General features: G+C 34.9%; 16 protein-coding genes. 14 read left to right on the forward strand and 2 right to left on the reverse strand.

Features of this window, described 5'->3' with window-relative positions; genetic code table 11:
* Positions 1-181 precede the first annotated feature (181 nt).
* From cdaA to VB796_RS15785, 14 genes are all read left to right on the forward strand, one after another.
* Positions 182-967: a diadenylate cyclase CdaA gene (gene cdaA, locus VB796_RS15720; RefSeq protein ID WP_323347519.1), complete on the forward strand. Its 786-nt coding sequence runs from the start codon at positions 182-184 to the stop codon at positions 965-967.
* Between the two features lie 21 nt (positions 968-988).
* Complete coding sequence (locus tag VB796_RS15725; protein WP_323347520.1) at positions 989-1,237, forward strand: hypothetical protein; 249 nt, start codon at positions 989-991, stop codon at positions 1,235-1,237.
* 5 nt (positions 1,238-1,242) lie between these two features.
* Complete coding sequence (locus VB796_RS15730) at positions 1,243-1,617, forward strand: type II toxin-antitoxin system VapC family toxin (protein WP_323347521.1); 375 nt, start codon at positions 1,243-1,245, stop codon at positions 1,615-1,617.
* 119 nt (positions 1,618-1,736) lie between these two features.
* A complete protein-coding gene (locus VB796_RS15735; RefSeq protein ID WP_323347522.1) occupies positions 1,737-3,125 on the forward strand; it encodes an FAD-binding oxidoreductase in 1,389 nt (462 codons plus the stop codon).
* 124 nt (positions 3,126-3,249) lie between these two features.
* Complete coding sequence (locus tag VB796_RS15740) at positions 3,250-4,806, forward strand: acyl-CoA carboxylase subunit beta (protein ID WP_323347523.1); 1,557 nt, start codon at positions 3,250-3,252, stop codon at positions 4,804-4,806.
* Between the two features lie 118 nt (positions 4,807-4,924).
* Entirely contained in the window at positions 4,925-5,518 is a 594-nt protein-coding gene (gene ruvA, locus VB796_RS15745; RefSeq protein ID WP_323347524.1) for a Holliday junction branch migration protein RuvA, read from the forward strand.
* 192 nt (positions 5,519-5,710) lie between these two features.
* Positions 5,711-13,066, forward strand: coding sequence for a cell surface protein SprA (sprA, locus tag VB796_RS15750; protein ID WP_323347525.1), 7,356 nt, complete (start codon positions 5,711-5,713; stop codon positions 13,064-13,066).
* A 289-nt stretch (positions 13,067-13,355) separates the two neighbouring features.
* Positions 13,356-13,736: a glycine cleavage system protein GcvH gene (gene gcvH / locus VB796_RS15755; protein ID WP_323347526.1), complete on the forward strand. Its 381-nt coding sequence runs from the start codon at positions 13,356-13,358 to the stop codon at positions 13,734-13,736.
* Between the two features lie 223 nt (positions 13,737-13,959).
* The gene (locus tag VB796_RS15760) at positions 13,960-15,228 is read left to right on the forward strand and encodes a dihydroorotase (protein ID WP_323347527.1); all 1,269 of its coding nucleotides are present in this window, start codon (positions 13,960-13,962) and stop codon (positions 15,226-15,228) included.
* Positions 15,229-15,258: 30 nt separating this feature from the next.
* Entirely contained in the window at positions 15,259-15,798 is a 540-nt protein-coding gene (locus tag VB796_RS15765) for a DUF4199 domain-containing protein (protein ID WP_323347528.1), read from the forward strand.
* Positions 15,799-15,824: 26 nt separating this feature from the next.
* Positions 15,825-16,340, forward strand: coding sequence for a DUF4199 domain-containing protein (locus VB796_RS15770; protein WP_323347529.1), 516 nt, complete (start codon positions 15,825-15,827; stop codon positions 16,338-16,340).
* 36 nt (positions 16,341-16,376) lie between these two features.
* On the forward strand, positions 16,377-17,099 hold the full coding sequence (gldF, locus tag VB796_RS15775; RefSeq protein ID WP_323347530.1) for a gliding motility-associated ABC transporter permease subunit GldF: 723 nt from the start codon (positions 16,377-16,379) through the stop codon (positions 17,097-17,099).
* Between the two features lie 243 nt (positions 17,100-17,342).
* Entirely contained in the window at positions 17,343-19,493 is a 2,151-nt protein-coding gene (locus tag VB796_RS15780; RefSeq protein WP_323347531.1) for a WG repeat-containing protein, read from the forward strand.
* A gap of 77 nt (positions 19,494-19,570) precedes the next feature.
* Positions 19,571-19,876: a DUF4286 family protein gene (locus tag VB796_RS15785; RefSeq protein ID WP_323347532.1), complete on the forward strand. Its 306-nt coding sequence runs from the start codon at positions 19,571-19,573 to the stop codon at positions 19,874-19,876.
* 228 nt (positions 19,877-20,104) lie between these two features.
* Here the strand turns inward: VB796_RS15785 and VB796_RS15790 are convergent, their stop codons facing one another.
* Together VB796_RS15790 and VB796_RS15795 are read right to left on the reverse strand one after the other, a co-directional pair.
* Positions 20,105-21,553 carry a TlpA disulfide reductase family protein gene (locus VB796_RS15790; RefSeq protein WP_323347533.1) on the reverse strand — a complete coding sequence of 483 codons (1,449 nt, stop codon included), beginning with the start codon at positions 21,551-21,553 and terminating at the stop codon, positions 20,105-20,107.
* A gap of 83 nt (positions 21,554-21,636) precedes the next feature.
* Complete coding sequence (locus tag VB796_RS15795; RefSeq protein WP_323347534.1) at positions 21,637-22,290, reverse strand: GDSL-type esterase/lipase family protein; 654 nt, start codon at positions 22,288-22,290, stop codon at positions 21,637-21,639.
* Between the last annotated feature and the right edge of the window lies 1 nt (position 22,291).

The raw sequence follows: 22,291 nt of genomic DNA on the forward strand, positions 1-22,291 counted from the left end.
GTTAAAATGAATATTTACGTCGATGAAAGAACAATTAACAAACAAAAATTTGGACAACAACTTGGACTTTTCTAAGTTTACAAATAATCAAAAAAGTCAACCTATTTTAGGACGGGACATGTTAAAAATATAAAACGTTTACTTCGCTCCATTGACAGGTTGGAAACCTGTCCTACCCACTATGCAAATAGGATTTTTAACAATTGATTGGATTGACATTTTAGATATTTTATTGGTAGCATTTCTACTATACCAAGTTTATAAACTCATTCAAGGGAGTATAGCTAACAAAGTATTTTTTGGCTACATATTTATTTATGCCGTTTATTTAGTGGCAAAAGCTTTAGGAATGGAATTGTTATCAGCCATTTTAGGGCAATTTATGAATGTGGGCGTATTGGCATTATTGATTATTTTCCAACAAGAAATTAGACGTTTTTTGATGATGTTAGGTCGCTCAACTTCCATTCGTGAAAACGCTATTCTCAAGAAATTTTATACACCAAAAGTTGCCAAAGAAAGTATCACTTCCATTCAGTCTATTTTGGATGCAACGAAGGTTATGGCAACATCACACACAGGAGCTTTAATTGTGATTGAAAGAGAAGACGATTTGAAAAAGTTTATTGAATCGGGAGATATTATTGATGCCGAAATTTCTAAACGACTGATTTTAAATATTTTTCATAAAAATACACCACTTCACGACGGAGCAATTATCGTAAAAGACGGTCGTTTAGCAGCAGCACGTTGTATGTTACCTGTATCTGAAAGCGGTACAATTTCACCTGCTTTAGGTTTTCGTCACCGTGCTGCATTTGGTATGAGTGAGCAAACGGATGCAGCCATCATCGTCGTTTCGGAAGAAAAAGGAGAAATTTCATTCATCAATCACGGCGGTATTTTTAGAAATATGTCTGTAAATGATTTGGAAGCAAAATTGACGGATTATTTGTTGAAGGTGTAGGAATTAAATAAACAAAATATCATGATTAAGACAATCGTAATACCTCAAAATAATAGTTATAATTTAGCTATTCCAAGTAACTATATCGGGAAAAAAATAGAAATCTTATTCTACTCACTTGATGAAGTGATGGAAGAAAAAGTAGTTACTCCTAAAAAAACAATGGCTGATTTATGGGGGAGAATTAGTATAGAAACTGGTGACGAGTTAAATAAAGAGGTTGAAGAAGGACGTAAAAGTTGGGAAGAACGACTAAATAAACAATTCTAAAATTCATGTATTTATTAGACACAAACACGGTTATAGATTTCTGCACTTCAAAACTACCCGTTAATGCAAAAAACTTGTTAGTCAGGATTGAACCAAAAAATTCTGTAATATCCCGAATTGAACTTTTTGCGAGTTCCAAAATTTCCTTACAAGAGAAAGAAACGTTGGAGTTATTTGTTGAGATGGCAACAAATTTTGACCATATTGATGAAGACATAATAGCTAAGACTATCAGGTTAAGACAACAATATAAAACTCAACTTCCTGATGCAATTATTGCTGCTACTGCATTAGTGAATGATTTAATTTTAATTACAAGAAACTCAAAGGATTTTGAGCAAATTTCTGATTTGCAGGTTATCAATCCGTACAATATTTAAGAGTTAAACTTCATTCAAACGTCGGTAAGATAATTTCTTACCGACGTTTTTTATTGAGTAAACTCCAAATCTAATTTTCTCTTAGTTTTGTAAAATACTTACTACAAATCAGAGCCATCATGACCAATCCTAATCTTGTAGAAACACTCATTAATTCTGTTGGAAAAGAAACTATTCTCACGCATGGAGAAGCCTCTGTGCGTCCTGCCAGTGTGTGGCGAGCAGGTACAAATCTCCAATGTAAAGCATTAGCCAGACCAAAAAGTACGGTTGAGGTTTCGGAAATTATGAAAATTTGTTTTGCCAATAATCAGACTGTTGTGCCACACGGTGGCTTGACAAACGTGGTAGGAGGGGTGAAAACCAGTTTGGATGATGTTGCGATTACTTTGGAACGAATGAATATGATTGAAGAAATCGACGTTCGGAATAAAACCGTGACAGTGCAAGCGGGAGTAATTTTGCAAGATTTACAAAAAGCGGTTGCCGAAGCAGGACTTTTATTTCCTTTGGATTTAGGTGCAAAAGGCAGTTGCATGATAGGCGGAAACATTTCAAGTAATGCAGGAGGTTTACAGGCTTTACGGTACGGTGTGATGCGTCAATTGGTATTGGGTTTAGAAGTTGTTTTAGCAGATGGAACTATCATTTCATCCATGAATAAAATGATGAAAAATAATGCAGGTTACGACCTCAAACATCTTTTCATTGGTTCAGAAGGCACATTAGGAATCATCACAAAAGCAATCTTGAAATTAGAAGATGCCCCTCAAAGTAGAAATACGGCTTTGGTGGCTCTGGAAAGTTTTGATAAAGCCATTGATTTCCTAAATATTGCCAAACGAACTTTAGCAAATACATTGACTTCTTACGAAATTATTTGGCAAGATTACTACCAATTAATGACTTCGTCTCCTTCAACTTTTTCAGCTCCACTTCCTCAGAATTATGCTTATTATGTGTTGATTGAAGCTTTGGGGCAATTGCCAGAAGCAGATACAACTTTGTTTCAAAACCTACTTGAGCAAAGTTTAGAAAATGGTTTAATTGCCGATGCTGCTTTGGCTCAGTCGCAACAAGAATTAGATTGGTTTTGGGGTATTCGGGAGCAAGTAGAATTTGTTTTTTCAGTCCATAATCCTGTGTTTTTGTTTGATGTAAGTTTACCCATTACCGAAATGGAAAATTACATTGAAACAATTAAAACCAATTTGAAAGCCGTCTGGAATGATGTAGCTTTTTATGCCTTTGGACACATGGGAGACGGTAATTTGCACCTGTTTGTTAGTTGTGGACAGGATGATGAAACTACACGCCACAAAGTAGAAGAAATCGTTTTTATGCCATTACAACCAATTGGTGGTTCAATTACTGCCGAACATGGGATTGGTTTAGAGAAAAAAGCATGGTTACATTTAAGTCGGAGTGCGGAGGAAATAACTTTAATGCGAATGCTCAAAAATACCTTAGACCCTAAAGGAATTTTGAATCCGAATAAGGTGGTTTAGATTAGCTACAAATAATAACTGGTGATTCTTTATTATCTATATCATTTTTGCACGTTTTCCAATCGTTCAATTATATCTTTGATTTGTTATAGAATGAAATTCGCAATATCAATAAAACAAAACCATGAACGTAAAGACCAATCAAGACAAATTTGATATTTTAGATAAAAAAAATGATGAAGCGTTGTTAGGCGGAGGCGAAAAAAGAATTGAGGCTCAACACAAAAAAGGTAAATTGACTGCTCGTGAGCGTGTTACGCTATTGTTGGATGAAGGAAGTTTTGAAGAGATTGGAAAATTCGTCATGCACCGTTGTAAAGATTTTGGTCTTGATAAAGAATATTACTTAGGCGATGGCGTAGTGACTGGTTACGGCACAATCAATGGGCGTATCGTATATGTATTTGCTCAAGATTTTACGGTTTTTGGTGGAGCATTATCCGAAACTCACGCTGAAAAAATCTGTAAAATCATGGATTTAGCCATGAAGAATGGAGCTCCTGTAATTGGCTTGAATGACTCTGGTGGTGCAAGAATTCAAGAAGGTGTCACGTCATTGGCAGGTTATGCGGATATTTTCTATAAAAATACGTTAGCATCGGGAGTAATTCCTCAGATTTCGGCTATCATGGGGCCATGTGCAGGTGGGGCGGTGTATTCGCCTGCCATTACAGATTTTATCATGATGGTTGAAAATACTTCATACATGTTTGTGACTGGTCCAAACGTCGTAAAAACAGTTACGCACGAAATAGTAACTTCTGAAGAATTAGGGGGTGCTTCTACCCACTCAACGAAATCGGGCGTAACCCATTTTTCATGTGCCAATGAAGTTACTTGTATCAATGACATCAAGAAGTTATTGTCATATATTCCCCAAAACTGTGAAGACCAGCCACCATTCCTTCCTTATGAACCAAGCGATGAAATAAGAGCAAGTTTGGACTCTATTATTCCAGAAAACCCAAATCAACCTTATGATATGAAAGAAGTTATCGACATCATTACCGATACAGATTCTTTCTTTGAAGTGCATAAAAATTACGCTGAAAATATTATTGTTGGTTTTGCTCGTTTGGGTGGTAGAAGCATCGGTATTGTTGCCAATCAGCCAGCGGTGATGGCGGGTGTATTGGATATTCTCGCCAGTCAGAAATCGGCTCGTTTTGTTCGTTTCTGCGACTGCTTCAATGTACCATTATTGGTATTGGAAGATGTACCAGGATTTATGCCAGGAACAAATCAAGAATGGGGCGGAATCATTACGCATGGTGCCAAATTATTGTATGCTTTTTGCGAAGCAACCGTGCCAAGAATTACCGTAATTACTCGTAAAGCCTACGGTGGAGCGTATGACGTGATGAACTCAAAACACATTGGAGCAGACATGAATTACGCTTGGACTTCTGCCGAAATTGCCGTTATGGGAGCAAAAGGAGCGGCTGAAATTATTTTCAAACGTGAAATTGCTGAGGCAGAAAATCCACAAGAAAAACTACAAGAAAAAGTAGATGAATATACCGACAAATTTGCCAATCCATACCGTGCCGCTCATCGTGGATATATCGACGAAGTGATAAAGCCTTCGGAAACTCGCCAGAAATTAATACGTGCTTTCAAAATGTTAGAAACTAAAGTGGCAAATTTACCAAGAAAAAAACACGGCAATATTCCATTATAATCGTTATTTTTGTAAGTTATGCAAGATGATTGAATGATTGGTAAGAGGTAGTTTGTAAACTCGCTCAATCCCAATTCTTTCAATCATCTTTCACAAATCCACTCAACAAAAAGAAATAATGATTGCCTACATTGACGGAAAATTAACCTACAAAGACCCTGCTTATGTCATTATTGATGTAAACGGCGTAGGTTACGAAATGAAAATCTCTTTACAAACTTATTCTGCATTGCAAGACGGCACCGAACGCTGTCGGCTTTATACCTTTCTTAGTATTCGTGAAGATGCCCATACACTCTTTGGGTTTAAAGAACCTGACGAAAAAACGCTTTTCTTGGACTTAATCAGTGTTTCTGGCATAGGCCCAAGTACCGCTTTGGTGATGCTTTCGTCTTTGTCTTCGGGAGAAATTCGTCATGCTTTAATGCACGAAGACGTAAAAACCATTCAAAGTATTAAAGGAATTGGAGCAAAAACTGCCCAAAGAGCCATCATTGAGCTAAAAGACAAACTTCGTAAGGAAAATATGTTGGGAACTTCTGCTCCAACCATTTTTGGTTTATCGTCTTCAAAAGTTAAAAACGAAGCATTAGCTGCCTTAGTAACGCTTGGTATTCCTAAAAATGTGGCTGAAAAAAGTATTGAAGCTATCCTCAAAAAAGAAGGTGATGATGTTACCGTAGAACAATTGATTAAATTAGCTTTACGTTAAATTGCATTTTCAGAACAAAATTCTAAGGGTTTTATAATATTGGCAGGGTTTTAGACGTTTCAATTTTAATTACTTTATTAGGATTTTGTCCTCTTTTTTAGACCATTAAGCAATCCAAAAACATCAAACACATCAATACCTTTCCACTTGCTTGATTTGTAAGATGTTTGAATAATTACTAAGCTATAAACTGTGCAACATAAAAAGTTTTACATACTTTCTGGATTTCTCGTTTTTTCAGTTTTTGCATCGCTTGCTTGGGTGTCACCTTTGCGTGATGCTGTCATTAGGTACAACATACAATTAAATACTGAAAGACTTTTCCGCTCGCTGAAAGCTGATACTATTAAAAAATCGGGTCGCCGACCAAGACTCAAGCTGAAAGACCGCTATTCCAATCGTTTTACCGAAAAAACTCCTTCGTCCCCTTTCATTATCAAAGACCCCAAAAGTATTAGCACTGAGTTTAAATTAGACTCGGCAGGAAAAATATCGGTTTATGAAAAAGCGAAAGATTTGACAGGAAATGATAATTACCGTCCCGCCGAAAGAATGTCGATTGAAGATTATAATAATCTTCAAGAAAATCGTTTCATGCGTGATTATTGGAAAAAATATGCGGCTTCTCAAGACGGAAAAGATGATACCAAAGGACGTGGATTATTACCCAAAATTGAACTTCCACCTGCCATCGACCGAATTTTTGGAGGAACGCAGATTGATTTTAAACCCAACGGAAATATCCTTTTAGATATTGGTTACATTGGTCAATTTATTGATAATCCAGCCCTTCCAGTTGCTCAGAGGTATATCGGAAACTTAAATTTTAACGAACAAGCACAAATTAATTTTCAAGGTAAAATTGGTGATAAATTAAACCTTAATACAAACTTTGATACCAAAGCAAGTTTTAATTTTCAGAATCAGCTAAAATTAAATTGGAGAACTAATGAAGAAGATATTTTACAAAATGTAGAAGTTGGAAATACCTCTTGGCAACTCAATAGCCAATTAATTCCTGGCGTTCAAAACCTATTTGGGGTAAAAACACTCATGCGTTTTGGAAATTTAGACGTTACTGCGGTTGCTGCTCAACAACGTTCTAAACAAGATTGTATCACTTTACGTGGAGGCTCGCAAGGCAAAGGTTTTGAAATAAAAGGAAGTAATTACGATGAAAACAAGCACTTTTTCTTATCTCAATATTTCAGAAGTAATTACGAACGTTCATTAAGAAATTTACCAATGATAACTTCGGGTGTAACCATTACACGCCTTGAAGTTTATGTGACAAACCGTACTCAAAGTACAGAATCACTAAGGAATTTAGTTGGTTTTTCAGATTTAGGAGAAGGAAATCCATTCAATAGAACGCAGGTAAGAGTATCAGGAGGAAAAAATGCTACAAGTCCTGTCGATAACTTAAATAATAATTTATTCCAAAAACTTCGGGCTGATTCTGTAACACTTCGAAAAGTAAACGAAACCTCCTTTAGATTAGAAAGTAATTTTGGACTACGTAAAGGCACTGATTATGACCTTTTGCGTGGAGCTAAAAAATTGACTGAAAGAGAATATCGTTTCCATCAAGAATTAGGATATATTTCATTGATAACGCCACTTCGAAACGATGAAGTATTGGCAGTTGCTTATGAATATACCTTGAATGGACAACGCCATCAAGTTGGAGAATTAACCGAAGATTATCAGGGCTTAGCTGATAATCAGGTGCTGTTTTTGAAAATGTTAAAATCATCAACTATTCGGAATAACCTCGACCATCCGATGTGGAATTTGATGATGAAAAACGTGTATTCATTAAATTCTCAACAATTAACTCGTCAAGGTTTTCAATTTAGAGTAATCTACAAAGATGACCAAACAGGCGTTGATAACCCAAATTTACAGGAAGGGGAAAAAATTGTTGACAAAGAAAGAAACCTGAAATTGAAAGACACGCCTTTGTTACGAGTAATGGGGCTTGATAAATTGAACCAAAATAACGACCCACAAGTAGATGGTAATTTTGACTTTGTGGAGGGTGTAACGGTAGATAGTAAGAATGGAAATATCATTTTCCCTGTTCTTGAACCCTTCGGTCAGTCATTGAAGGCACAGTTTAATCCAGAGGAAATTACAATGGTTGATAAATACGTTTTTGATAAACTGTATTCTCAAACTAAAGCTGATGCTATACAATTAACAGGTAAAGATAAATTCTTTTTGAAAGGTAGTTTTCAGTCGGGAGTTGGCGGTGATGTCTCATTACCTTTTGGGGTAGATGCTAAATCGGTTCAGGTGACGGCTGGCGGTGTTCCACTTGCTGCGGGAACGGATTATATCGTTGAACCTCAATCGGGTAGAGTTCGTATTTTAAATGCAGGTATTTCAAATTCAAGTCGTGAAATTAAAGTTTGTTATGAAAAACCTGATTTATTCAATAATCAAATTCGGACACTTTTAGGAGCTCATATTGATTATACCGTAGGGCAAAACTTACATTTGGGCGGTACCATTCAGCACATGAGTGAAAGTCCTCCAGGTTTTTTGCGTCGTGTACAAATGGGCAATGAACCTGTCAATAATACCATTTTTGGTTTTGATGCTGCCATTCAACAAAAATCTAATTTCTTGACAAGAATGATAGATGCACTTCCTTTAATTTCTACAAAGGAAACTTCTGCATTTGATTTTCAAGGAGAATACGCTCAATTAATTCCTGCGGTAAATAATGATGTGCAAGGCAATGCTTTTATTGATGATTTTGAAGCAGCAAGAAATATATTTAGCTTGAATAATCAGGCAACGGCTTGGAAACCTGGAGCAACACCACAAAATTTTCCACAAGGAAGTCCAAATAGTTTTGAAAGACATTTTAAAAGAGCTAAGATTTCGACTTATGTAGCTGATTTTAGTTTGTACGGACAAGGTGGAACAGACCTAAATGTTTCAGGGGTAAATTATGAAGAATCTTCACGTTATGCCTATGAACGTGCCGTTTCGGTAACGAGTTTATTTCCTAATAAAGCACAGCCCAATAATATTACAGGTATTCCTATTGGCGTTTTAGACCTTGCTTATTTCCCTAATGAAAGAGGTATTTATAACTTTAATACCGACTTAAATCAAGATGGTTCGCTCAAGAATCCAACTCAAAATTTTGGAGCGATTACTCGGGCCATTACTTCTGATACCGATTTTGACAATGCTAACATTGAAACTTTAGAGTTTTGGATGATGAACCCATTAATTACAGGTGAAGCTGGCGTTGTAAGAGCAACTGGAAATCTTGAACAAGATAGAATTAATAGTCAAAGAAGAAGTTTGACAGGTGGAAAGTTAATTTTTAACCTTGGTGACGTTTCCGAAGATTTTGTTCCTGATGGTTTTTCAAACTTTGAAAATGGTATTCCAGCAGGACAAAAAATTGAGGCAGGTACAGGACAAAATGTTGAGAAAACCATTTGGGGAATTGCCCCAACGCAACAATTTGTAACCAATGCTTTTACAACTGGAAATACTGAAAATAGAACTGCCCAAGATGTTGGTTTAGACGGTATGCCTAATAATTCATCGGAGAATAATGAAATCTTTAACGAAAATAGTATTTTTAAAGAATACCTTGATAAAGTCGGAGCAATTGTAAATACGGATGCCCTTACAAACTTCAGAAATGACCCCGCAGGTGATGATTTTACACATTACTTGAATGAAAGATACAATAATACCTCAAGTATTGTGCAACGATACAAGAATTATATGGGTTTGGAGAATAACTCCCCAACCACAAATTCAGCAACTGCCAATACCAATTCTGGTTTTACAGAAGCTAATAATCAACAACCAGACCGTGAGGATTTGAATCAGGATAATACTATCAACGATAATGAAGCTTATTATGAATATGAAATTGATGTAAAACCTGGAAAATTAGAGGTTGGTCAAAATTATATCGTTGATAAAATTGTTGAAAATGGCGTTGAATGGTTTTTGTTTAGAATCCCTTTAAAATCTCCGACTCGTGCTGTGGGTGGTATCAACGGTTTAAAAAGTATGCGTTTTATTCGTACTTATTTAACGGGTTGGGAAGCACCAGTGGTTTGTCGTTTTGCCGCTTTTCAATTGGCAGGTTTTCAATATCGTAAATTTACAGGGGAACTTACTCCACGTGGATTACAGGATGTTCCTGAGCCTTATGATGCGAAATTTAGAGTTACAGCGGTAAATATTGAAGAAAATGGAGCAGTTCAAGGTGGTTCAAAAGCCAATGAATCAGTTGCTTATGTTGTGCCTCCTGGTTTTGAGCGTGACCGAGATATTACAACTATTAATAACGCACAACTCAATGAACAATCAATGAGCCTTTGCGTTGAAAATCTACGTGATGGAGACTCAAGAGCGGCTTTTAAAAATACACTTTCAGATTTTATCAATTATAAAAACTTGAAAATGTTTATCAGTTTGAACGGCCCAGCAGGAATTGATAAACAAGTAAAAGCATTTGTACGTTTTGGGTCTGACTTAACGGATAACTATTACGAAATTGAAACACAAGGCTTAGAAAGAACAGATTACGGTGCAACGCAAACACCAGAAAGCGTTTGGAAAACTGCTAATGAAATTGATATTCCTTTTGCACTTTTAAAGAGTGTTAAATTATCAAGAGACAGTGCTAATTCTAAAATTACGGAAGGATTTAGTAGAACAAGAACTTATGAAGGAAGAACATACACCATTACTGTCGTTGGTCGTCCAGATTTAAGTACCGTTTTGACAACCATGATTGGGGTACGAAATCCTATTTCATCAGATGGTCAAGATAGAAGTTTTTGTATTTGGGTAAATGAATTAAGAGCCTCAGGTTTTGACCAAACTTCTGGACAAGCTGCCATTGGAAAATTAGGCTTAAAATTAGCGGACTTTGCGAGTGTAACGGTTAACGGTTCATTCAAAAATTATGGTTTTGGTGGTGTTCAGTCCAAGATTTCTGACCGTGCCAGAGAAACAACCCTTGAATATGGAATTGCAGCCAATGTGAATGTCGATAAATTATTACCTGAAAAATGGGGTATTAAAATTCCGCTTTATGTAACCTATGACAAAAAGAATATTGCTCCACAATTTAACCCACTTGACCCAGATATTCCCTTAGAAAGTTCTTTGGAGAATATCAAAGACCCAAATGAGCGTGAAGCCTACAAACAAAGTGTACAAGATAATACAGAAAGAAAAGGGATTAATTTAACGAATGTTAGAAAAGTAAAAACGGGGCAGAATACCAAATCTCATCCTTGGGATGTTGAAAATTTGACTTTAACGTATGCTTTTTCTGAACTGACCAGACGTAATACACTCATTGACGAATACCGACAAACACAATATAAAGGTGGTTTAACGTATGCCTTTACAGGAAATCCACAACCACTTGAACCGTTCAAGAAAATAAAATCTAATCACCCTTTGATGCGTTGGGTAAAGGAATTTAACCTTACTTTATTGCCAAATTCAGTGACATTTAGAGCTGATATGGATAGAAGTTTTGTGAAAACGCAACTTCGTAACGCTTCAACTACGCAGAATTTGGGCGTAGGTACACCCAAATTAACTACCGAAGGTGTGCCTCCTCTTTTTGAAAAATATTGGTTGTTTAATCGTGCGTACAATCTCAATTGGAATCTTACTAAAAGCGTTGTGGTTGGTTATACTGCTAACGTAAATGCCATTATTGATGAACCTTACGGAGAGTTAAATACGACAGGAAAGCAAGATTCTGTTTTGAGGAATTTACGCCGTTTTGGTCGTACTAAAGGTTTTGACCAACAAGTAAATGGTGTTTGGCGTTTGCCTTTGAATAAATCACCATTAACGGATTGGATGACAGCCGATTATAGTCACCGATTTGGTTATACTTATTTTGCCAATTCGTATGAAATTAAGGACGATGACGGTTTCTTATTTGGAAATATTATCAAGAATACAAGAAGTAGAGGTATCAATGGAAAGATAGATTTAGTGGCACTTTACAATCGTGTTAGAGCCTTACGCTTAGCGAATCAGCCACGTGTTTCAAGAAAGAATATCGCTCGAAATCCAGGAGATGACGAAGATATTATTAAACCACAACCTAATTTTTTACGCAGTGTTACTCGTTTGTTAATGGCAATTAGAGGTATTCAAGTAAATTATACCATTGATGAATCAACGTCTTTACCTGGTTTCATTCCAACGCCAGGGATTTTGGGAATGAATAGTGTAAATTCGGCTCCAGGTTTTGCATTTATTACGGGTAGCCAAGACCCTAATATCCGTTTTAGAGCTTCTGAAAATGGTTGGTTAACCCAAAGTAGAACGCAAAATGTACCGTTTTTACAAATGCGTACTCAAAACTTAACGTATCGAACTGCGATTGAACCTTTCAGAGATTTTAAAATTCAGTTGGAAGGAAAATGGAGTAGAACAGATAATTATCAAGAAAATTACCGCATGGATAGTTTGGGTACAGGATTTAAGAATTATAACCCTGTGCGTTCTGGAAATTACAGTATGTCGTTTTTGTCGTTCCTGACGGCATTTGATAGTAATTCGCCTGATGATAATTCTGTAATTTTTAATCGTTTTAGAGGTTATCGAGAAATTATTTTAGCAAGATTAAATGCTAAAAATGCAGCGGAAGGTTTAGAGGGAGTTTACAATAAAAACTCACAAGATGTACTTATTCCAGCATTTTTTGCTGCTTATAGTGGACTATCACCCGATAAAGTTAGTTTCTCTCCATTTGTAAATATTCCGCTTCCCAATTGGCGTGTAGATTACAATGGTTTGTCTAATATTGGTTGGTTCAAACGGAAATTCTCAAATATTTCAATCCAACATTCATATTCATCAACGTATAGCGTAGGAAACTTTATCTCGAATTTGGGTTATAGAGATGTATCGCTGCTAACTTTAGATAATATGATGTACAATACCGCTTATTTGAGTAAAGGACAAATTGTTCGTTTGGATGATAAAACGTATGAAAATCAAGTAGGCGATGAATATTTGTCTCCTGTTTATGCCATGAGTGTGATTACATTCCAAGAGAAATTTTCACCACTAATTGGTATAAATGCTACTACAAAAAGTAAAATTTCATTACAACTAAGTTATAGTCAAGACCGTAATATTGGCTTGAATTTAGCGAGTAATTACGTAAATGAATTGAGTAATAAAGATTTAATGGTGGGAATGGGCTTTACAAAAGCCAATATGTTGTTGCCTTTCAAAGTAGGAGGAAAGCGGGTAAGATTGCAAAATGATTTAAAATTTGAAGCAAGATTGACCATCAGAGATACCAGAACGATTCAACGTAAATTAGATGATGTTCCAGTGGTGACGCAAGGTTTTACGCAATTCCAATTTCGTCCGCAAGCAAGTTATAATGTCAATAAAAAATTAAGTGTTACTGCATATTACGATAAGAACTTTAATAATCCGTTTGTATCAAATTTGTACTATCGTTCAACCGACCAAGCAGGTGTACAAGTAAGATTTAGTTTATCAGAATAAGAATTTGAATTTTAGTGTTTCAGAAGGAGTCGTTCATCGTAAAGAACGACTTTTTTTGTTTTATGAAATGAAAATTAACCATTAAAAACAAGAAAATTATAAAAAGGATAAGTCTGGATGCTTAAAGCTAATATCTTTTGAAAAAATTGTCTTAAATTGCACCCGAAATCAGCAACAGATTATTATGCTGAAACGATTTGGGATTTGTTAATGAGAAGTCGTATGATTTTTGATATTAACTTTCTCACTTTTCGCTTCATATACTAAACATTAAATTACAATAAAGACAATGAATTTTCCAGCAGAGCTTCGTTACACAAAAGAACATGAGTGGGTTAAATTAGAAGGAGATATCGCTACGGTTGGTATCACAGATTTTGCTCAAAGCGAATTAGGTGACATCGTTTACGTAGAAATCGAGACAGTAGGACAAACTTTAGCCCAAGACGAAATTTTTGGTTCAGTTGAAGCCGTAAAAACAGTTTCTGATTTGTTTTTACCAATTGCAGGTGAAATTTTAGAAGTAAATGCTGTTTTGGCTGACCAACCAGAATTAGTGAATTCTGACCCTTTTGGAGAAGGTTGGATGGTGAAAATAAAAGTTTCAGACATTGCAGACGTTGAGTCTTTGATGGATGCTGATACTTATAAAGCCCATACTGGACATTAATATTATTTAGATATTCTTATAAAGCCCTGACAATCAGGGCTTTTTTTTGATAAACATAGATAGGTTATAGGGAATAGTCATTAGGTTTTAGTGAATAAAACAAGAATGTAATTCTCGAATAAATTGAAAAATGGCTTATGTTTAAGGAATTAGTAAGTTTTCAGCAAGTGTTTCCAGTTCACTTACTAAACCCTAAAACCCAAAACCTAATACCTGAAAAAAGATGAAAACCCTTATTCGTTCCGCTAAAATTATTTGCAAATCTTCTGAATTTCATGGTCAGACTAAAGATATTTTTATCGAAAATGGCATTATTAGCCAAATCGGTGACTTTGTCGATATGGAAGTAGATGATATTATTGAAGGTGAAGATATTTGTGTTTCTGTTGGTTGGTTTGATATGCGTGTACACGCCAAAGAACCTGGACATGAATATAAAGAAAGCTTGGAGTCGATGGAGGAAACTGCTTTAGCTGGCGGATTTTCTGAAATTGCTTTATTGCCTAATACTCAGCCAGTTGTACAAACTCGTGAAAGTGTTAATTATTTAAAACGCTCAGGTGTGAAAGTTAAATTTCACCCAATGGCAGCCGTAACTTTGAAGTGCGAAGGAAAAGATTTTACCGAGATGATTGACCTTCATGAAGCAGGAGCAGTAGCCTTTACTGACGGTGAGCATCCTATCCAAAATCCTGATATTTTCTTGAAAAGTTTGCAGTATCTTACTCAATTTGGCGGTTTATTAATCAATCATCCAGAAGATACTCATTTAACGCATTTCGGACAAATGCACGATGGAACGGTAAGTACCTTTTTGGGAATGAAAGGAATGCCCCAAATGGCAGAGGAAATTATGTTGATGCGTGACCTCAAAATTCTGGAATATGTGATGCAAACGCCTTTTAGTCAGGGTTTTACTGATGAAAGTATTTTGCATTTTTCTTGTATATCATCAGCTCAAACTATCAATTTTATCAGAATGGGAAAAGATATGGGCTTGCCAATTTCATGTGATGTGGCGGCTCATCAACTATGTTTTACCGAAAATGATTTGGTTGATTTTGATACCAATCTCAAAGTAAATCCTCCGTTTAGAACGCAAGAAGACGTGGATGCTCTTTGGGAAGGTTTGGCAGATGGAACAATTGATGTGATTGTTTCTGACCATAATCCGCATGACGAAGAATCTAAAAAATTAGAATTTGACATGGCTGAATTTGGGGTAATTGGCTTAGAAACAGTTTTTTCATCTATCAATACCAATAATGAAAAACTTTCGTTGGAGGAAATTATTGAGAAAATCACCGATAATCCACGCAGGATATTAAGATTAACAAATCCAACCATTAAGGAAGGGGAAAAAGCAAATTTAACGGTTTTTGCTCCCAACAAAACTTGGGTTTATGAAGAGAAAAAGATAGTTTCAAAATCAAGAAATTCTCCATTTATCGGGAAAACATTGAAAGGAAAAGTAATCAGAGTGATTGCTTAGTATGGAGGTAGATTTCTAATCACAAATAATATGTTTAATAAGTCATTATTGAAGAATGTAGTGCTTTATGGTTTTTTGGCAGGTTTATTAACCATGATTTACTGTTATGTTTTGTATGCTAATGGTGCTGTTCCTTTGGATGGAAAAAAAGCTCCAACTATACTTTTAAGTATGGTTTGTATGATTTTATCAGTTAAAAGTTACCGTAAAGTTAATCCTGACCATACACTCCATTTTTGGGAAGGGCTTGTAGTGGCTAATCTTACTAATTTGATTGGAGCTTTAGTGAGTGCTATTGCCCTGTATTTTTGGTTGAGCGGTAGTGGAAGTTCTATTCTTTCTACTTATATTTCCGAAAGTATTCAAACACTTCAGATTGCAACTGTGAAAGCAGGTTATGTAAAAGAAATGGGAGAGGCTTCTTTTAAAGAATTGATTGATGCTTTTAGAATTTTATCCCCCAAAAATATTGCTTTTGATGAAGTCGTAGGACTGAAAGGCAAATTTCCTTTGGGTGTATTAATTTCAATCATGATTTCACTCTATTTTAGAAGAGGTTATGTCAATTAAATATCATTATTAAACTAAAAAAAACTATGGAAAATCAAACTACTACAACTCGTACAGCCTTAAAATGGGGCGTAATTATTGGTGTTATCAGCATTTTATATAGCACTGCTATTATGGTTTCTGGGCAAATAGGCAATCAAGCACTGGGTTATGTCGTTTATGTAATAATAGCAGTCGGTATTTACTTAGCGATGAATGATTTTAAGAAGGAAAATCAAGGCTATATGTCTTATGGGCAAGGACTTGGCTTAGGTACATTGAAGTGTGCCATTGTTGGTTTGATTTCTGGCTTTTTCTCTTTTGCGTATATGAAGTTTATTGACCCAACCATCACCGAGCAGATGATGAAGAAGGCAGTAGAGGAAATGGAAAAAAAAGGAATGCCTGATGACCAAATTGAACAAGCTATGGAATATTCAAAAATGTTTATGAGTCCAGGTGTATTGTTTGTATTTAGCTTAATCGGAATGATATTTATTGGTTTTATTTTATCACTAATTATTGCCGCTATACTTAAAAAAGATAAATCAGTTTTTGAATAAACTTATTCTTAAACTTAAAAATAGATACTTAACCCAATGCTGCAAATTTTTAAAAAAGAACTCAATTCATTCCTCAATTCTCTTATTGGCTATATCGTTATTGGTGTATTTTTGACGGCTACGGGGCTTTTTACGTGGTTTTTTAAAGATAATATCCTTGATTTTGGTTATGCTGATATGAGTCTATTCTTTCAGATTTCCCCTTTCATTTTCTTGTTTTTAATTCCAGCCATTACCATGAGGGCTTTCTCGGAAGAAGTAAAATCTGGGACGATTGAGTTACTTTTTACCAAACCATTATCCAAATGGGAAATTGTATTGGGTAAGTATTTTACCAGTTGTTTTCTGGTGTTCCTCTCATTATTGCCAACATTACTTTACTATTATTCGGTATATCAATTAGGAAATCCTCAAGGTAATATAGACTCTGCGGCAGTTTTTAGCTCATATTTGGGGTTATTCCTTTTAGGTTGTGTATTTGCAGCAATTGGCGTATTAATGTCTTCATTGACCGATAATCAAGTAACTGCTTTTGTACTTTCTTTTGTGGTTTGCCTAATTCTTTATTATGGAATAGGACAATTTGCCCAACTTCCTTTTATGGGTAGTTTTGGGTATCTATTCAATCAATTTGGACTCGATTATCAGTATAATGCTTTAGGAAAAGGATTAATTGATTCTCGTAATCTTATCTATTTTCTCTCCGTTATCTTTCTTACCTTGTGGGGAACAAAACTGAAAATTTCTACCTTGAAATAATATTTTCGTATTTAACACAAACGGTTCAGAAGATTGTATTTTAAGACTTTGCTCAATAAACATTTAGTAATCAATTGGTATTCAGATGTTTGATACTCATTCCTGCCTTATTTAATCTCTATCTCGTTAAAATTGAGTTAAAACTTGGCTAACATTTGACATTGACTAATAAAAAAGTTAATTTAGTAATTGTTTTTTAACCGAAACCTGACCCGCATTTTAAGATAATATTCACTAACTCAAATGAAAAAAATATACTGTCTTCTCTTTTCAATCATTACTTCTCATTGCCTAACCGCCCAACAAGGCACACTTTTAGCCTCCGCAAAGAGAGATTCATCAGGCGTTTTTATTGGTGATATGCACGCTACTGAACAGGTTGAATCTGTTAGTGCGGCACGTCAATATGCCATCATAAACTTAAAAAAAGACCTTGAAGGGCTTGACCGTGGTAGTAAAAATACGCTATTGGCTGATGCAGGTGGAAATGAACGAAATTTGAATAGCGAAATTTTTGCAACTTATTTAGCTCGGTTAGACAAAAAATATAAAGGAGATGTTCGTTCAATTGAAACGGATAATATTCGTGATATTTTTCAAATCGACCAAAAAAGTGAAATTAAAAAACGACACTCAAGTGTTATTTCTGCCCAATGTTTTAGCAATAAAAATGATGGAAGATTTATTAAAATGAAAGATTTGGATGGTGAAGAAATTATCGGTTTCCCACTCGAATCTTTTAAAGGAAATTCAAGATATGGTTTGGTCGAAAACTATCATCAAGGTTTTGCCAGAATCAAAAAAGACCAAGTTTTTGGTTTTTTGAATTACTGTGGTGATGAAACAATTCCATGTCAATACGAAAAAGCTGAGCCATTCAATGATGGAAAAGCTTTAGTTAAGAAATTTGACTGGTATTTTGTAGATGTTTATGGTAATGAAAGTGAAGGACTTGAAAATATTGTTGATGCCAAAGCTTTGAGAATGGGAGTGAATGTTGCCAAATTTAAAAATGGCAAGTATGCTTTGATTGACAATAATTATGACATTAGTAAAAAACCACTTTCTGATTATTTTGATGAAATAGTAACTTTCAATAATGAATTATTTAGAGTAAAAGTAGGTAAGAACTACGGTTTAATTAAAATAGATGGTTCTACCAAAATAGATGCGATTTACGATGACATCAACGCCACTGCCGAACAAGGTAAGTGGATGATTATTGAGCAAAATAAAAAAGTTGGTTTGATGGATACGGAAGGGAATATCAAAATTAAACCTTCATTTGAATCCATAGTAAATATTAGTATTGACCCTACAATTTCTAATAATAGCACTTTAGGAATCGCTCGTGATGAAGCAGGTATTCGTCTCATCGACTTTAAAGATTTAAGAACCAGCAAAACCTATTCTGCCATCAGTGATTTTAACAAATATGGTTTGGCTCAGGTAAAAGATGGAAAATATGTAGGCTTCATCAATCTTGATTTGAAAGTTGTCATTGAGCCTGTTTACAGTACCTTGGGTAATTTTAATCAGTACGGATTAGTTTCAGCCTGCAAAACAAATCTTAATGGGGCAACCAAATGTGGTTATATCAAATATGATGGCACAGAGATTATCCCAATTGCTTTTGATGAAGTAGCGGGTTTTAATAGATTTGGATTAGTAGTGGCTAAAGAAAATGTTAAAAATTGTAGTTTGCCTGCGGGTAACTGCCGTGTAGATGTTATTTATGACAAAAACGGTAATTTGGTTATCGGAAAAACAAATGAAGCCGCACCAATTGGGATAAAATATGCTACAACCGATACGCTTTTTAATGGAAGTTTTATTGCTATCAAAACCTTGAATCCACTTAAAAATGGTGATGATATGCCCGTTGAATATAACTTGGTTGAACGCAACGGTTTGAAAAGAATTACTACTCAGAGCTATTTGTCAATTAAGAGATACGATGCCAATTTGTTGTTTCCAGTGATGAAAGACGGTAAATGGGGGTTGATTGATACCACAGGAAAAATAATTGCCAAACCGACTTATAAAGACATCATGGTAACCACTGAAGGACTTTATGGTGTAAAATACGACAACAATAAATACGGTTTTATTGATAAAAAAGGAAAAGTGCAAGTCGCATTTGATTATGACGAAGTTCGTCCTTTTAATAATGGGTTATCTATCGTTTCAAGAGGACAAGGAAAATTAGGAGTTATCAACCGTTTCAATGCTAAAATTGCACCTTGTTTCTTTTCGGAAGTAAATATTCTTCCTGCTACAAAACAGTTTGAATTATTAGATTCTTCGGGAAATAAATTTGTATTAAATAGCAATGGAGACTGCGTAACGAATTGTACTAAGTTTGATGAAATACGAAAATTAGCAAACCAGTAAGCCATAATATCAAATAGGTTTCAACGAAATCCACTACCTTTGTAAGTAGTGGATTTTTTATTTATAACTATCAAACAATGCTGATACACAACATTACATACAATATTGATACTAAATTAGAAGAAGAGTTTTTGACTTGGATGAGAACTGTTCACATTCCGAACGTAATGAAGACAGGGTTTCCTAAAACCCAGAAAATTATGCGACTTTTGACGGAATTAGATAATGGAGGAACAACGTTTTCTGTTCAATACAAATTTGATAGTATCGAAGGATTTGAAGTATTTGAAAACGATTATTTGGATGATTTACACGATGAAGTTCACAAAAAATATAAAGGAAACTATGTTCATTTTGTTAGCCTTTTAGAAGAACTAGATTAGGTAATGATTTAGTTGTTAGTGAATTTAATACTAACAACTACGGAATTATCTACAATTTGTCGCAAGACAAAATTAGACCACGGATAGAACAGATAAAACAGATTTACACTGATTTTTCTTTAAATTTATCCGTGTAAATCCGTTGAATCAGTACAATCTGTGGTCTAATTTTATTCTGTGACAAATTATAGATAGTTCCGAACAACTAAATCCTAAACCCACTCAAAATTACTTCTCTTCCAACAACTTTAGAATATCTTTCAAAATTTCAGGGTCACTTGGTCTTTTGGCATTTGGGTCGGTGATTTCGCCCTTTTTATTCATCAACATATATCTCGGGATTGATTGTAAACGAAAGAATTTTGCTGCGTTAGAATCCCAACCACCCACAGAATGAATATTAGTCCCATTGTCTAATTTCATATCAATCATAGCTTTTTTCCAGTTTTCAGCTACTTCATCAATTGAAATGTATAGAAACACAATTTGCTTTTTTTGCTTTTCGGTCAGCTTGTCATGGAGTAATCTTGAATACGGAAACTCTTTACGGCAAGGTCCACACCAAGAAGCCCAAAAGTCTAAATAAACAACTTTTCCTTTCAAATCTGCCAATGAAAGTGTGTCGCCTGTGGTAGTGAGTGCCTTAAACCACTTTTTGCCATCATCTTTTTTCTTAGCAATTTCTTCATCTTTTTTAGTCATTAACTCTCCACATTTCTCTTTTACTAAATTGGCGTACTTGTCAGAATTGGGCGTAATATTTAATGCGGCAAACGTATTTCGTACCGTTGAAGGTAAACATAATAAGCACTGATTTTCAAGAAGATACGCCAAATAATATTGATATGTTTTAACAGGTAAATGTTCACGTGCAAAACGATGCTTATCTTCCATCGCTTTGTTCATGTCAGAATATTTTGTAAAATTATGCTCTTTTGAATTAAAATAAGTAACATAATAAATCAAGAAATTACGATATGCAGACGAAATTAGAGCCGATTCATCCTGAATTTTTTTGTCATCCAACCCTTCTAAAACGGGGGAAGGAAGTGAAATAACCTGTGTTTGTCCCGTATTTGCATTACCCCTCACCACTGGATAAGCCAAAACATAGTACCAATAATTCCAACGGATTTGATTTTCAAGATATTTCTTGAATTCTTCTGAAAAAGTGACTTGGTCTGGATAAGTTTTGTAAAAATCTGATTGAGCCTTTTTTGCATCAAAAAGTCCCATTTCCAATACGTCGATGGGTTTGTCTACAATTTTTGCAAACATGATTTGTGAGCTAAAATCAGTCTTGAATTTTTGATAAAATTTTTCTAAAAAAGTATTCTCAACTTCTCTATTTCCTTTAATGATTAGTGATTTGTGTAATTCTTTTCCATCGAAAGTAAGGTTGAGATTGTCGCCTTTACCCAAAAAAAGAATGATTTGTTGTTGTTTGAAACGGAGTTCGACGATACCCTTTGTTTCAATGTCAATCCCAAATTTAAAATCCTTTCCAGATGTAAATATATGTTCTTGAATTTGTGGTTTTATACCCAAAAGTAATGGGTCAAAAACTAAAGTTAAGGTGTCACCCTGAGCATTTTCTACACTTCCATTTATCGTCACAGCTTGTGAAAATGATTGAAAACTGATAAAAAATGCAAGGATAATTATGAGTCGTTTCATCGTTCTTATCGTCGTTTCGTTTATTGAAATTATGGATTATCTCACTCAAAAATCATGCAAATACAATTGATTTCGATAAAGACTTATTGGTAATGCTTTTTTAAGACTTTTCTGATGGTTTTCGTCCAAATTTCGTAGCCTTTTTTATTCAAATGAAGCTTGTCGTCCAGAAAAATATCTGTCATCAATTCTCCATTGGGTAAGTAAAATTCCTTTTGGATGTCTATGTAGTAAAAACGTTTGTTTTGCTTGCAATATTTCTTGAGAGATTTGTTAAAAGCGGTTTGTTCATTTTTTAATTTTATACGAGCTAAACTCGGACGAACAGATAGAAAAATCACCTTTGTTTGAGGAAGTTTTTCTTTTGCCAATTGAGTAAAAATTTTATAATCGTTAAAAACAGTTTCAGGACTTTTTCCTGCATTCAGGTCATTATCTCCTTCATAAACCAAGATGAGTTTTGGTTGATATTTTGAGACAATTCTATCAAAGTAAAAGATGACATCGCTCATTTGTGAGCCTCCAAAACCTCGATTTGTAACAGGAAAACCAACTAAATCTTCTTTAAATTCTTTCCAAATTCTGAATGAAGAACTTCCGACTAATAGAATTTCATTGCTTTTAGGCATCGCAATTGAATCTTCTTTTTCAAATGCTTGTATTTCTGAAATGAATTTTTGGGCTGTCGAAATGTAACTTAGTAATAGACAAAAAGAGACGAAAATGAGTTTTTTCATT

Source organism: Arcicella sp. LKC2W (genome assembly GCF_034931005.1).
GTDB lineage: Bacteria > Bacteroidota > Bacteroidia > Cytophagales > Spirosomataceae > Arcicella.

Coding starts and splice junctions, on each gene's coding strand:
- VB796_RS15735 (WP_323347522.1), top strand. CDS start 1,737: ATGACCAATCCTAATCTTGTAGAAACACTCATTAATTCTGTTGGAAAA.
- VB796_RS15795 (WP_323347534.1), bottom strand. CDS start 22,290: ATGAAAAAACTCATTTTCGTCTCTTTTTGTCTATTACTAAGTTACATT.
- VB796_RS15785 (WP_323347532.1), top strand. CDS start 19,571: ATGCTGATACACAACATTACATACAATATTGATACTAAATTAGAAGAA.
- VB796_RS15725 (WP_323347520.1), top strand. CDS start 989: ATGATTAAGACAATCGTAATACCTCAAAATAATAGTTATAATTTAGCT.
- ruvA (WP_323347524.1), top strand. CDS start 4,925: ATGATTGCCTACATTGACGGAAAATTAACCTACAAAGACCCTGCTTAT.
- VB796_RS15760 (WP_323347527.1), top strand. CDS start 13,960: ATGAAAACCCTTATTCGTTCCGCTAAAATTATTTGCAAATCTTCTGAA.
- VB796_RS15790 (WP_323347533.1), bottom strand. CDS start 21,553: ATGAAACGACTCATAATTATCCTTGCATTTTTTATCAGTTTTCAATCA.
- VB796_RS15740 (WP_323347523.1), top strand. CDS start 3,250: ATGAACGTAAAGACCAATCAAGACAAATTTGATATTTTAGATAAAAAA.
- VB796_RS15770 (WP_323347529.1), top strand. CDS start 15,825: ATGGAAAATCAAACTACTACAACTCGTACAGCCTTAAAATGGGGCGTA.
- cdaA (WP_323347519.1), top strand. CDS start 182: ATGCAAATAGGATTTTTAACAATTGATTGGATTGACATTTTAGATATT.
- VB796_RS15730 (WP_323347521.1), top strand. CDS start 1,243: ATGTATTTATTAGACACAAACACGGTTATAGATTTCTGCACTTCAAAA.
- VB796_RS15765 (WP_323347528.1), top strand. CDS start 15,259: ATGTTTAATAAGTCATTATTGAAGAATGTAGTGCTTTATGGTTTTTTG.
- gldF (WP_323347530.1), top strand. CDS start 16,377: ATGCTGCAAATTTTTAAAAAAGAACTCAATTCATTCCTCAATTCTCTT.
- gcvH (WP_323347526.1), top strand. CDS start 13,356: ATGAATTTTCCAGCAGAGCTTCGTTACACAAAAGAACATGAGTGGGTT.
- VB796_RS15780 (WP_323347531.1), top strand. CDS start 17,343: ATGAAAAAAATATACTGTCTTCTCTTTTCAATCATTACTTCTCATTGC.